This is a genomic window from Herbiconiux oxytropis (assembly GCF_024979315.1).
Taxonomy (GTDB): domain Bacteria; phylum Actinomycetota; class Actinomycetes; order Actinomycetales; family Microbacteriaceae; genus Herbiconiux; species Herbiconiux oxytropis.
In genome coordinates, this window is the sequence record NZ_JANLCK010000008.1 from 83,004 (window position 1) to 95,111 (window position 12,108).

Sequence of the window (12,108 nt, forward strand, 5' to 3'; positions counted from 1 at the left end):
GAGACCGACCACCCCCTGATCCAGGAGAAGCGAACATGTCGGTAGGCCTCCTCGCCGTGGTGGATGACATCCTCACCGCCGCTCTCAAAGCGAGCGCCAAGACGGCCGGCGTCGTGATCGACGACGCGGCCGTGACCCCGCAGTACGTGCAGGGCCTCACGCCCGCCCGCGAGCTGCCTGTGGTCTGGCGGATCGCCCTCGGCAGCCTGTTCAACAAGTTCGTCATCATCATCCCGCTCGCCCTGCTGCTCTCGGCGTTCGCGCCCTGGGTGCTGCCGTTCCTGCTCATCATCGGCGGCACCTACCTGTGCTTCGAGGGCGCCGAGAAGGTCACCGAGTGGTTCGGGGTGCACCACGGCGGCCACGACGAAGGGGCGCGCGACGAGAAGAAGCTCGTCTTCGGCGCCATCCGCACCGACCTCATCCTGAGCACCGAGATCATGCTCATCGCGCTCGCGAGCCTCGACCCCGATTTCGGCATCTGGATGACCCTCGGCGCGCTCGCCGTGATCGGCCTCGGCATGACCGCGCTCGTCTACGGCGCCGTGGCGCTGCTGGTGAAGATCGACGACGTCGGCCTCCGCCTGATGAAGAGCCCCTCGCGGAAGGTGCGCCGCACCGGCGCGCGGATCGTGGCCTCGATGCCCGCGGTGTTCCGCGTGATCAGCATCGTGGGCACCGTCGCGATGCTCTGGGTGGGTGGGCACCTCGTGATCGCCAACCTCGCCGAGACCTTCTGGCACGGGCCCCACGACCTCGTGCACGTGGTCACCCACGCCGTCGAGGCGGCCGGGCCCGTGGTGGTCTGGATCGCCGACACCGCGATGTCGGCCGTGTTCGGGCTCGTGCTCGGCATGCTCATCGTGCTCGTGATCGCGGGCATCCGGCGCGTGCTGCCGAAGAAGCAGACCGCGGCCGCCGCACACTGAACTCGGAAGGACCCCCATGTTCCAAGCCCAGGAAGTGCTCCGCAGGAAGCGCGACGGCCTCGAGCTCTCGACCGAGGAGATCCGCTCGTTCGTGGCCGGCATCGGCACGGGGGAGGTGGGTGAGGCGCAGATCGGCGCCTACACGATGGCCACCTACCTCAACGGCATGACGACCCGCGAGATCGTCGACCTCGTGCTCGCCATGCGCGACTCCGGCACGGTGGCCGACTGGGAGGCCGCGGGCGTCGACCACGCGCGCGTGATCGAGAAGCACTCCTCGGGTGGGGTCGGCGACGAGAAGATCACGCTGCTCGTGGTGCCGATCGTGGCGGCCGCCGGCGTCTTCATCCCGAACATGTCGGCCTGGGGGCTCGACTACTGCCCCGGCGAGATCGACATGCTCGACTCGGTCCCCGGCTACGACGGCGCACCGAGCGTGCAGACCTTCGTCGAGACCGTCGCCCGCACGGGCGGCGCGATCATCGGCCCGAGCCCCGACCTCGCGCCGGCCGACGGCACCATCTTCAAGGTGCGCGACACCACGGCCACGGTCGAGAGCGTGGCGCTCATCACGGGCTCGATCATGTCGAAGAAGCTCGCGGCGAACCCGTCTGGCGTCGTGATCTCGGTGGGCTGCGGCACGGGCGCCTTCATGCACACGCTCGACCGGGCCAGGGAGCTCGCGCACTCGATGTCGAACGTGGCGACCGGCGCCGGCATCCCGAGCGTCATCATGATCACGGAGCTCAACTCGGTGCTCGGCACGACCGTCGGCAGCGCAGTCGAGATGATCGAGACGGTCGACTTCCTCACGGGTGCCGAGCGCGACGCCCGGGTGCTCGAGCTCGTGCTCGAGCTCACCTCCGAGATCATCGTGCTGGCCGGGCTCGCCGCTGGGCTCGACGAGGCCCGCGCGATCGCCCTCGAGCAGCTCGAGTCGGGCCGGGCGGCGGCCAAGTTCGGCGAGATCATGACGGCGCAGGGATGCCCCGCCGACTTCGTCGAGAACGCGCGCGATCACCTGCCCTCGGCCGCCGTCATCCGCCCGGTCGAGCCCACCACGGCGGGGCACCTCGCCTCGATGGACACGACCGACGTGGGGCTCACGCTCGTGGAGCTCGGCGGCGGGCGGCAGAAGCCCGAGGACGACATCGACTTCACCGTGGGCTTCAGCCGCTTCGCCCAGCTCGGCGACGCTGTCGGCCCGGGCGCGCCGATCTGCGTGCTGCACGCCCGCAGCGAGGCCGAGTGGGAGCGGGGGGCGGCTCGGATCCGGGCCGCTGTGACCGTCACCGCCGAGCCGGCCGCGCCCGCGCTGCCGATCATCATCGAGAAGATCGCGGCCGACCCGCGCGGCTGAACCCCCGCGGCTGAACCCCCGGGGCTGAGCCGGCGCGGCCGAGCAGCAATAGGCTCGCAGCATGCGAACCCTGTACCCCGAGATCGAGCCGCACGCGCACGGGATGCTCGACGTCGGCGACGGCCAGTCCGTGTACTGGGAGGAGTCGGGCAACGCCGACGGCAAGCCCGTGGTGTTCCTGCACGGTGGCCCGGGCGGCGGCACGAGCCCGGCGCACCGCCGGCTGTTCGACCCGGCCGTCTACCGCATCGTGCTGTTCGACCAGCGCGGCTGCGGTCGCAGCCTGCCGCACGCGAGCTCGCCGGGCGCCGATCTCGCGGCCAACACCACCTGGCACCTCGTGGCCGACATCGAGCGCCTCCGCGAAGCGCTCGGCATCGAGCGCTGGCAGGTGCTCGGCGGATCGTGGGGCAGCACGCTCGCGCTCGCCTACGCCGAGACCCACCCGGAGCGGGTGACCGAGCTCGTGCTCCGCGGCATCTTCATGCTTCGGCCGAGCGAGCTGGAGTGGTTCTACGAAGGCGGCGCCTCGGCGATCCTGCCCGACCTCTGGGAGTCGTTCCTCGCCCCGGTGCCCGAGGAGCTGCGGGGAGGCAGCCTGATCGAGGCCTATCACCGCCTGTTGAACGACCCCGACCCCGCCGTGCACGGCCCCGCGGGCGTCGCGTGGTCGACCTGGGAGGCGTCGGCGCTCACCCTGCTGCCGCGCCCCGCTCTCGTCGAGGCGTTCGCGGTGCCGGAGTACGCGCTCGCCTTCGCGCGCATCGAGAACCACTACTTCGTGCACGGCGGCTGGTTCGAGCCGTCGCAGCTGCTCCGCGACGCCCCGCGGCTGAAGCACATCCCCGCCGTGATCGTGCACGGCCGCTACGACCTCTGCACGCCGCTCTACAACGCGTGGGACCTGCACCGGGCGTGGCCGGAGGCCGACCTCGAGATCATCCCGGATGCCGGTCACGCGTTCGACGAGCCGGGCATCCTGGATGCGCTCATCCGGGCCACGGACCGGTTCGGGCAGCGCGGGTGAGGGCGGCTGGATCGTTCGCCGCGTTCGCCGTCGCGGCGGCCGGCGCCCTCTCCCTGCTGCTCGCGGGATGCGCGGGGCCGACCACCGACCCCACGCTCTTCCCCGCTGACCCCGTGGTCGACTACCAGCTCGGCGGCGGCTACACGCAGCCCGAGGGCGTGACGGTCGTGGCGCGCGACAGCACCGACGAGCCCGCCGCGGGCGTCTACAGCATCTGCTACGTGAACGGCTTCCAGACCCAGCCCGGCGCCGACTGGCCCGACGAGCTCGTGCTGCACGACGCATCCGGAGCCGAGGTGTTCGACCCGGGCTGGCCCGACGAGCGCCTGCTCGACATCCGCACCGCCCAGAACCGGGAGGCGGCCGCAGAGGTTCTCGCTCCGGTCATCGGCGGCTGCGCCGACGCGGGGTTCCAGGCGGTGGAGTTCGACAACCTCGACTCGTACACGCGGTCCGACGGCGCCTTCGGCCTCGAGGAGGCGGTCGCCTTCGGCACCCTCCTCGTCGAGGAGGCGCACGCGGCGGGGCTCGCCGCCGGCCAGAAGAACACGCCGCAGCTCGCCGATCGCGGCCACGACGAGATGGGGTTCGACTTCGCCGTGGCGGAGGAGTGCGCCTACTACGAGGAGTGCTCGGCCTACACCGATGTCTACGGCGACCGCGTGATCGACATCGAGTACGCCGACGCGTTCGAGGCGGGCGCAGAGGGGTTCGAGGGCGCCCTCACCTCTTTCGAGGAGGCGTGCGCCGACCCGGCCCGCCCCTTCGGCACCGTGCTCCGCGACCGGGATCTCGCTCCGGCCGGCGCCGAGGGCCACGTCTACGCCCGCTGCTGACGCCTGCTGCCGGCACCCGACCGGGCGGCTGCAGCGCGCGTCACGGGTGCACGAGGATGTTGCCCACCTTCCGCCCCGAGTCCACGCGGTGGTGGGCGGTCACGATGTCATCGAGCGGATGCACCGACTCCACGACCACCTCGATCAGTCCGCGGTCGACGAGGTCGAGCAGCTCGGCGAACACCCCGGGCCGCTCCGGGGCGGGCCCGCTCTTCACCCGGCCCACGGAGCGGAGCGTCTGCCCGAGGTCGGCCACGGCGAGCAGCAGCACACCGCGCCCGGTGAGGAGCCGCCGCCCGGTCGTCGGCGAGAGCACGCCCACGGTGTCGAGCACGAGGTCGAAGCGTTCGGCGAGTCCGTAGGGCACGTGCCCGCGCCCACCGCAGGCGGCGGGCGTGCCCGGCGCGGAGTGGTCGACGATCGAGGAGGCCCCGAGTTGCTCCACGAGCTCGACGTTGGCTCCGCTCGTGACCGCTGTCACCCGCGCGCCGAGGTGCACCGCGAGCTGCACGGCGTTCGTGCCGACGGCTCCGGATGCCCCCACCACGAGCACCGAGGAACCTGGAGCCAGCCGGCCCTTCTCCCGCAGGTAGTGCAGCGCCGTCGTGCCACCGAAGAGCACCCCCGCCGCCTGATCGTGGGAGACGCCCGCGGGCTTCGGCACGAGGCGCGAGGCCTTCGCGAGCGCGAACTCGGCGTGCCCGCCCATCCGGGCCCCGGTCATGCCGGCCACCTCCTGACCCACGCGCAGACGTCCTCCGCCGGCTCCCGCGTTCTCGCCTCCGATGGCCTCGACCACGCCCGAGACGCAGTTGCCGAGCACCGGCCGGCGCGGCCGGCGGAGGCCGAGTGCGAGCCGCCCCATCGGCCCGAAGCCGCGCGGGAACCGGGGGGCGCGGAGCCTCGAGTCGGCGGCGGTGACCGCGGCGGCGTGCACCCGCACGAGCACCTCGCCCTGCCCGGGCACCGGCCGCTCGATATCGCTGACCCGAACCACCTCGGGGTCGCCGTACTCCGTGTTGACCGCAGCCCGCATGACATCTCCTTACACCTGTAAGCCTCTTCCAGGAGAGTATCCTTACACCTGTAAGAAGCGCAACCGGCCGTCGAGGGGCGGCACGGGATGAGGAGGCCGATCGCGTGAAGGACCGCCCTGCCCTCACCCGCGAGCGCATCCTCGAGGCGGCCGTCGCCGTGGCCGACCGGGGCGGCCTGTCGGCCGTCAGCATGCGCAACGTCGGCCGCGAGGCGGGCGTCGAGGCCATGTCGCTCTACCACCACGTGCGGAGCAAGGGCGATCTGCTCGATGCGCTCGCCGACTGGATCTTCGCCGGCGTCGCGGTCCCCGGCCGGCACGACCCCTGGCGCGAGGCGATGGAGGCGCGGGCCGGATCGTTGAGGGGCGTGCTCACCGCGCACCCGTGGGCGCTCACGCTCGTGGAGGCGCGCCGATCGCCAGGGCCCACGCTCCTCGCCGATCACGAGGCGGTGCTCGCCTGCCTCCGCACGAGCGGGCTGTCGGTGCCGCTCGCCGCGCACGCGTTCGCCGCGATCGACTCCTACGTCTACGGCTTCGCGCTCACCGAGCAGAACCTCCCGATGGAGGAGGGCGAGCGCACCGACGAGTTCGTCGAGGAGATCGGGGTGCCGCTCGAGCAGTACCCTTTTCTCGCCGAATACCTCGCGGTCATGGTGGTGGGCCAGGACTTCGCCTTCGCAGACGAGTTCGGCTACGGGCTCGCCCTGATCCTCGATCAGCTCGAACTGCAGCACGCTCGCGAGACCGGCACGCACTGACCGCAGAGCGTGCTGACAGCACAGTGCCCCGACCTCACCGCGCACCGGCTCTTCACCCGTCGTTCACCCTCCGGTGGGGTGCGGTGCCGTCGGCCGGCCGCCGGCGCCGTCGAGGATTGCTCCATGGGTGCGGGAACCGGGCGGGCGCAGGCGACCCGCTCGAGCGCGCCCCCGGGCCCGCTCGCCGAGACCATGGTGATGTTCGCCTGGAACGGCACGATCGTGGTCGACGCCGATCGTGCCAGGGCCGCGCTCAATCTCGTGCTCGCACGGCGGGGTCTGCCGTGCCTCGGGGAAGCCGAGTTCGCCATGCGCTTCCGGCTGCCCCTCGCGGAGCTGTTCGAGCGCCTCGGCCTCGCCGAGGACGACCGCGCCGGGGCCGAGGAGGAGTGGATGGCCGAGCTCTCCGAGGTGCGGGCGCACCTCCGTGAGGGTGCGGTCGAGTGCCTCGGCGCCCTGCGCGGTGGAGGAGCGTGGCTCGGGGTCGTCTCCGGATCCTCGCCCGCGGCCGTGCGGTTCGACCAGCGTTCGCTCGCCGTGCCGCCCGTCTGGAACTCGATCGACGCCGCCGTCTCGGACACCTACGGGATGCTCCTGCGGCACCGGCCGATCCGCCCGCTGGCCTTCTTCGTGGGCGACTCGCCCGACGACATCCGCTCGGCCTCGGCCGCCGGCTACACGCCGGTGGGGGTGGCGGCGGCGGTGCCGGACGAGCACCCCGACTGCGAGGCGCTGCGCTCGGCGGGAGCCGCCCACGTCATCCGCTCGCTCGACGAGCTGCTCGCCATCGTCGCCTGAGCACGAGGGGCGCCCAGACGAGCGATGGCGGATGCCGCACCCGGTCTCCCGGGCGGGCATCCGCCATCCGTGATCGAAGCGCTGCTCTAGTGCTTGTGCGCGTGCGCGGCGGCCGGCTGGTCCGCCTCGTCCTTGAGGTACTGGTACGGGTTCGTGAGGATCTCGACCTCGGGGATCTCGGGGTTCATACCCGACTTCCAGGTGTCGTCGCCGAGCTCGCCCTGCAGGTACGAGACGGTGTCCTCGAGCTTCGCGCGCACGGAGGGCAGGTCGCCGCCCGTGAGCTTGCCGTCGAACTTGACCGCTTTGCCGCCCACGAGCACGGTGTGCACGTCGCCGCGGCCGGCCTGGTAGACCACGTGGCCGTAGGGGTTCAGGATCGGGGTCATCGTGGGGGAGTCGTCGTTCTTGATGAGCACGATGTCGGCGAGCTTGCCCTTCTCGAGGCTGCCGATCTGGTCCCACTTGCCGAGCGCCTTCGCGCCGCCGCGGGTGGCCCAGTCGACCACGTCCTCCACCCGGAGCACAGCGTGCGTGACGGTCTCGTTCTTCTCGTGCGCGAGCAGGTGCTCGAGCGAGCGGTCGGCGCCGATGGTCGAGCGCATCGCTGCGAACATGTCGGCGCTGAACCACACGCTGGTGTCGACCGAGAGGGAGGCCTGGATGCCGTGGCGGCGGAGCGCGTGCGCGGGCGGGTAGCCCTGACCGCAGGTCTGCTCGCTCTCGGTGGAGAGCGAGACGGTGCCGCCCGTGCCCGCGATCATCTGGTACGACTCGTCGTTGAGGCTCGCGGCGTGCACGTAGACCGTGCCGGGATCCATGACCTTGTTCTCGTACATCCGGCGCACGCCGTTGTCGTTGGTGGCTCCCCAGACGCCCACGTGGGTGGTGACGCCCACGCCGAGATCGCGAGCGGCCTCGAAGGCGGCCTTCTCGAGGAACTCCTCCTCGGCGGCCGGCACGTCGAAGGCCAGCTGGGCGCCGAACAGGCGCGAGTCGTCGCGGGCGCGCTCGACGAGGCGGCGCACCTCCGGATCCTGCGTCCATTCCCAGGGTGCCGCGGCAAGGTTGCCGTAGGCGAGCACGAAGCGGCCGGGGGAGTCGGCGAGGGCTTCGAGCGCCGCCTCGCCGTGCTCGGGCGTGCGCAGTCCGTGCGACCAGTCGACGCTCGTGGTGACGCCCGACTCCACGGCGTCCAGCGCCGAGATGAGGTTGCCGGCGGCGACGTCCTGCGGGCGGAACTTCATGCCGTGCTCGAGGTAGTACCAGACGAAGTACTGCGTGAGGGTCCAGTCGGCGCCGTAGCCGCGCATGGCGGACTGCCACATGTGGCGGTGCGTGTCGACCATGCCGGGCAGCAGGATGCCGCCCTTGGCGTCGATCTCGAAGGCTCCGTCGGGAGCGGCGAGGCCGACGCCGACGTCGGCGATCTTCCCGTCGATCACCAGGACGTCACCGTTCGGGATGACGGTGTGGGCATCGTCCATGGTGAGGACGATCCCGTTCCGGAACACGATGGGCTGATCGGGTGTGGGGGTGCTGGACATGTGGGCGCTCATCCTCCTTGACTTGCGTTTCACTGCTGCGTTCAGATTAAGTTCTACTGCACAGGTTGTCCAGTAGAGCTTGGCACTATTGTCAGACAAAGTTTGACAGACAATCCGAAGCAACTAGTTATAGTATGTAGAACGAACACAAGCGCGAAGAAGGGCTGGTTGAAGTGAGCGACAGAACCATCGTGGTCGTCGGAGGGACCTCCGGCATCGGCCTGGAGCTCGCCAAGGACTGCATCGATCGCGGCGACAGCGTCGTGATCACGGGCCGCGACCAGTCCCGCACCGAGGAGATCGCCGCTTCGCTCGGCCCGAAGGCCACCGGGATCGCCCTCGACATCTCCGAGCCCCGCTCGATCGCCGAGCAGCTGAAGCCCGTCGGCCAGGCCCACGGCCTCGTGCTCGCCGCCATCGAGCGCGACCAGAACACCATCCGCGACTACGACATCGAGCGCGCCATCCGCCTCGTGACCCTCAAGCTCGTGGGCTACACCGAGACCATCCACACCCTGCTCGACCGCCTCGACCCCACGGTCGACACCGGCATCGTGCTCTTCGGCGGCCGCGCCAAAGACCTGCCGTATCCGGGCTCGACGACCGTCTCCTCCATCAACGGCGGCGTGACCGGGCTCGTGAACACCCTCGCTCTGGAGCTCGCCCCCATGCGCGTGAACGCCCTGCACCCCGGCATCATCGGCGACAGCCCGTTCTGGGCGAACAAGCCAGAGGGCGTGCTCGACGGCTACGAGAGCCGCACCCCTGGCGGCAAGCTCGCCACCATGGCCGACGTCGTCGACGCGACGCAGTTCCTGCTGCGCAACCGCGGCGTCTCGGCCGTCAACCTCTACGTCGACCGCGGCTGGTCGATCACCTGACCCGACACCCTCTCCGGGTGCCTTTTCAACGACGAAAGGAACGCACGATGACGATCACCGAGGAGGCCCGGCCCAGCCAGGCCGAGAGCACGCCCCACGAGGATCCCGCCGCGCTCGAGAAGCGGCTCGTCGCGGCCGCCCGGTCGATGCGGGACGAGATCATCTCCTACTCGGCCGAGGGCCAGGAGGTCACCCACATCCCCGAGGGGCTGCACCGCCGGTTCGACGGGGAGGGCTTCTACGGGATGTACATCCCGCGCGCCCACGGCGGGCTCGAGGTGCCGCCCGTGACGTTCTTCAAGGTCGTGCAGGAGATCGCGCGCGCCGACATGGGGATCGCCTGGAGCTTCTGCCTCTCGGCCAACCACGCCCTCATGTTCGCCAACTGGTTCCCCGAGGAGATCCACGCCGAGGTCTACGCCGGCGGCGACTTCCGGGCCGCATCGATGTACGCGCCCACCGTGAAGGCCACGCCCGTGGAGGGCGGCTGGGAGCTCAACGGCGTCGTCAACTTCTGCTCCGGCATCCCGTGGTCGACCTACTTCCTCGGTCAGTGCATGCTGCCGGGCAAGACCGAGAAGGGCGGGCCACGGCTCGGCCTCTACATCGCGCCCAAGGAGACGTTCGAGATCCTCGACGACTGGGGCAACATGATCGGCCTGAGCTCGTCGGGCTCGAACAGCATCCGCTTCGACGGCACCTTCCTGCCCGAGCGCTTCCTGGTGGAGGACGCCGACCTCATGGACTACGCCTTCGACGGCGACAGCCCCGGATCGGCGGCCTACGGCAACTCGATGTACTCGGCGCGCCACATGAGCTCGTTCGGTCTCGCCCTCGCCGCGCTCTGCCTCGGCGGAGCGTACGGCGCCCTCGACGAGTTCGCGGCGCTCATGACCACCCGCAAGACGACCATCCCGCCCTTCGTGATGCGCAGCCAGGACCCCGACTTCCTGCGCTACTACGGCGGAGCCATCGCGAAGCTCGCCATGAACGAGGCCGCCACCTACAAGGCGCTCGAGATGTGGCAGGACGCAGCCGCCGACAACGTGGCGGGCATCGCGCCGTTCTCCCAGGAGACCGACGCCATCCTCGGCGCGATCGGCCGCGAGGTCATCATCCAGACCTGGGAGGTCGTGGAGCGCGACCTCTACCGCACCATCGGGGCCTCGGCCTCGAAGAAGGGCGAGCGGTTCGAGCAGATCTTCCGCGACATGGCGCAGGCCGCCGGTCACCGCAACCCGCAGCTGCGGGATGCGACCTTCCAGCTGATCGCCCGCCAGGCCCTGGGCCAGATGTGAGCGAGGGTGCAGCGACCGACGTCGCCGAAGGCCGCGTAGCGGCGCTCCCCGCGGAGTTCGAGCACTACCCCGTGCGCGCGGTCCGCCGCGGTCACTTCTGGATCGCGGGCGAGCGTGTCGAGAGCGAGCGCGGCACCGTGCAGCGCGCCCCGCTCTTCGTGGAGTGGGAGGCGCCCGAGGAGATCACCCGGCCATATCCGCTCGTGCTCGTGCACGGCGGCGGCGGTCAGATCACCGACTGGCGCGGCACGCCCGACGGCCGGCCCGGCTGGTCGGACAAGTTCGTCGACGCCGGATACCTCGTGTACCTCGTCGACCGGCCGGCGCACGGTCGCTCGTGGGCGCATCCGGATGTCGTGGGCACCCCGGGCGCCCAGTTCAGCTACGAGATGGCGATGGGCCTGTTCGACACCGAGATCGACGGGCACGACCAGTCTCTCTGGTCCGGCGGCATCGGCGATCCGATGCTCGACCAGCTCATCTCCGGCATGGGGTTCCTCCCCGCCGACCTCGCCGAGTCGCACCGCATGGACCAGGACCGGATCAGCCGGCTGCTCGACCGGATCGGCCCCGCGGTGCTCGTGACGCACTCCGCGGGCGGGCCGACGGGGTGGCTCGTGGCCGACGCCCGGCCGGAGCTCGTGAAGGCGCATGTGGCGATCGAGCCGATGGGGCCCCCGTTCCACGAGTTCGGCCCCGGCACCCGGCTCGACTGGGGGATCGCGGCGTCGCCGCTCACCTACGACCCGCCCGTGTCGGACGCGGCCGCGCTCGAGGCGGCGGTGACCGAGAACCCGGGCAGCCACACGCTCCCGGCGCTGAAGGATCTGCCGGTGGTCGTGGTGGTGGGGGAGACCTCGCCGTTCACGGCGTGGGCGCCCCTCATGGTCGACTACGTCAATGCCGCCGGGGGCAGCGCCGAGTTCCTCAATCTCGGCGAGCACGGAGCGCGCGGCAACGGACACGCGATGATGCTGGAGAAGAACTCCGACGAGGCGATCGTGCCGATCCTGGAATGGATAGGCCGCATCTCCTAGCAGCCGGCTCTCAGCAGCAGGACCGTCTAATAACTCGGCGGGGTGATGGCGACGATGTAGGTCGCCTTCTCCTCGCTGTCGTTGAAGAGGCGGTGGGGCAGCCGCGAGTCGTAGTGGCAGCTGTCCCCCGCCTCGAGCACGACGGTCGACCCGTCGACGTCGATCGACAGGGTTCCTGCCACGACCACGATGCACTCCTCCGCCGCGTGGCTGCGCGGCTCGGTGCTCGACTCGCCGCCCGGCGCGATGTCGCCCTGCAGCACCTCGATCGTTCCGCGCGCCTTCGACAGGCGCGTGTAGGTGATCGAGGTCGCCGGGGTGGTGATCTCGATGTGCTCGCCCTTGCGCATCACGGAGACCCGGCTCGACTCCTCCTCGTCGACGAAGAGCTCGAAGAGGGGCACCTCGAGCACCCGCGCGATCTGGCGCAGGGTCTCGAGGCTCGGATCGGCGAGACCCCGCTCCACCTGGCTGATCAGCCCGCTCGAGACGCCCGCCGCACCGGCCAGCTGCGCCACGGTGAGGCCGCGCTGGGCCCGGATCTCGCGGATTCGGAAAGTCATGATGGAATCCTAGGGGCGGCGTCAGAATAAGTTTC

Annotated in this window: 12 protein-coding genes; 9 read left to right on the plus strand and 3 right to left on the minus strand. The window is 70.7% G+C overall.

Annotated elements, in window-relative coordinates:
* The first annotated feature begins 35 nt into the window (after positions 1–35).
* The 4 genes from N1028_RS14340 to N1028_RS14355 all read left to right on the plus strand — a co-directional run bounded on the left by N1028_RS14340 (position 36) and on the right by N1028_RS14355 (position 4,152).
* Positions 36–929, plus strand: a complete 894-nt coding sequence (locus N1028_RS14340; RefSeq protein WP_259530046.1) for a DUF808 domain-containing protein — start codon at positions 36–38, stop codon at positions 927–929.
* A gap of 16 nt (positions 930–945) precedes the next feature.
* On the plus strand, positions 946–2,289 hold the full coding sequence (locus tag N1028_RS14345; protein ID WP_259530047.1) for a thymidine phosphorylase: 1,344 nt from the start codon (positions 946–948) through the stop codon (positions 2,287–2,289).
* Between the two features lie 61 nt (positions 2,290–2,350).
* The gene (pip, locus tag N1028_RS14350; RefSeq protein ID WP_259530048.1) at positions 2,351–3,316 is read left to right on the plus strand and encodes a prolyl aminopeptidase; all 966 of its coding nucleotides are present in this window, start codon (positions 2,351–2,353) and stop codon (positions 3,314–3,316) included.
* Entirely contained in the window at positions 3,313–4,152 is an 840-nt protein-coding gene (locus N1028_RS14355) for an endo alpha-1,4 polygalactosaminidase (RefSeq protein ID WP_259530049.1), read from the plus strand. The genes pip and N1028_RS14355 overlap by 4 nt, the downstream gene beginning before the upstream one ends.
* Positions 4,153–4,192: 40 nt before the next feature.
* Here the strand turns inward: N1028_RS14355 and N1028_RS14360 are convergent, their stop codons facing one another.
* On the minus strand, positions 4,193–5,188 hold the full coding sequence (locus N1028_RS14360; RefSeq protein ID WP_259530050.1) for an NAD(P)-dependent alcohol dehydrogenase: 996 nt from the start codon (positions 5,186–5,188) through the stop codon (positions 4,193–4,195).
* 104 nt (positions 5,189–5,292) lie between these two features.
* On the opposite strand from N1028_RS14360, the gene N1028_RS14365 reads away from it, so the two are divergent.
* Positions 5,293–5,949: a TetR/AcrR family transcriptional regulator gene (locus N1028_RS14365; protein ID WP_259530051.1), complete on the plus strand. Its 657-nt coding sequence runs from the start codon at positions 5,293–5,295 to the stop codon at positions 5,947–5,949.
* Positions 5,950–6,072: 123 nt separating this feature from the next.
* On the plus strand, positions 6,073–6,747 hold the full coding sequence (locus tag N1028_RS14370) for an HAD family hydrolase (RefSeq protein ID WP_259530052.1): 675 nt from the start codon (positions 6,073–6,075) through the stop codon (positions 6,745–6,747).
* Between the two features lie 86 nt (positions 6,748–6,833).
* On the opposite strand, the gene N1028_RS14375 is transcribed toward N1028_RS14370, so the two are convergent.
* On the minus strand, positions 6,834–8,294 hold the full coding sequence (locus tag N1028_RS14375; RefSeq protein ID WP_259530053.1) for an amidohydrolase family protein: 1,461 nt from the start codon (positions 8,292–8,294) through the stop codon (positions 6,834–6,836).
* Between the two features lie 173 nt (positions 8,295–8,467).
* Here N1028_RS14375 and N1028_RS14380 point away from each other — a divergent pair, with 173 nt between their 5' ends.
* Genes N1028_RS14380 through N1028_RS14390 form a run of 3 tightly spaced genes read left to right on the plus strand, consistent with a single transcriptional unit; the run spans position 8,468 to position 11,510 of the window.
* A complete protein-coding gene (locus N1028_RS14380; protein WP_259530054.1) occupies positions 8,468–9,175 on the plus strand; it encodes an SDR family NAD(P)-dependent oxidoreductase in 708 nt (235 codons plus the stop codon).
* A 47-nt stretch (positions 9,176–9,222) separates the two neighbouring features.
* Positions 9,223–10,473 carry an acyl-CoA dehydrogenase family protein gene (locus N1028_RS14385; protein ID WP_259530055.1) on the plus strand — a complete coding sequence of 417 codons (1,251 nt, stop codon included), beginning with the start codon at positions 9,223–9,225 and terminating at the stop codon, positions 10,471–10,473.
* The gene (locus N1028_RS14390; protein ID WP_259530056.1) at positions 10,470–11,510 is read left to right on the plus strand and encodes an alpha/beta fold hydrolase; all 1,041 of its coding nucleotides are present in this window, start codon (positions 10,470–10,472) and stop codon (positions 11,508–11,510) included. Before N1028_RS14385 ends, N1028_RS14390 begins: the two co-directional genes overlap by 4 nt.
* Positions 11,511–11,536: 26 nt before the next feature.
* On the opposite strand, the gene N1028_RS14395 is transcribed toward N1028_RS14390, so the two are convergent.
* Entirely contained in the window at positions 11,537–12,073 is a 537-nt protein-coding gene (locus N1028_RS14395) for a helix-turn-helix domain-containing protein (protein WP_259530057.1), read from the minus strand.
* Positions 12,074–12,108 lie beyond the last annotated feature (35 nt).

What these genes read in the sequence shown, in the direction of transcription:
- N1028_RS14345 (WP_259530047.1), top strand. Translation starts at nt 946, where the DNA reads ATGTTCCAAGCCCAGGAAGTGCTCCGCAGGAAGCGCGACGGCCTCGAG.
- N1028_RS14370 (WP_259530052.1), top strand. Translation starts at nt 6,073, where the DNA reads ATGGGTGCGGGAACCGGGCGGGCGCAGGCGACCCGCTCGAGCGCGCCC.
- N1028_RS14340 (WP_259530046.1), top strand. Translation starts at nt 36, where the DNA reads ATGTCGGTAGGCCTCCTCGCCGTGGTGGATGACATCCTCACCGCCGCT.
- N1028_RS14360 (WP_259530050.1), bottom strand. Translation starts at nt 5,188, where the DNA reads ATGCGGGCTGCGGTCAACACGGAGTACGGCGACCCCGAGGTGGTTCGG.
- N1028_RS14385 (WP_259530055.1), top strand. Translation starts at nt 9,223, where the DNA reads ATGACGATCACCGAGGAGGCCCGGCCCAGCCAGGCCGAGAGCACGCCC.
- pip (WP_259530048.1), top strand. Translation starts at nt 2,351, where the DNA reads ATGCGAACCCTGTACCCCGAGATCGAGCCGCACGCGCACGGGATGCTC.
- N1028_RS14395 (WP_259530057.1), bottom strand. Translation starts at nt 12,073, where the DNA reads ATGACTTTCCGAATCCGCGAGATCCGGGCCCAGCGCGGCCTCACCGTG.
- N1028_RS14375 (WP_259530053.1), bottom strand. Translation starts at nt 8,294, where the DNA reads ATGTCCAGCACCCCCACACCCGATCAGCCCATCGTGTTCCGGAACGGG.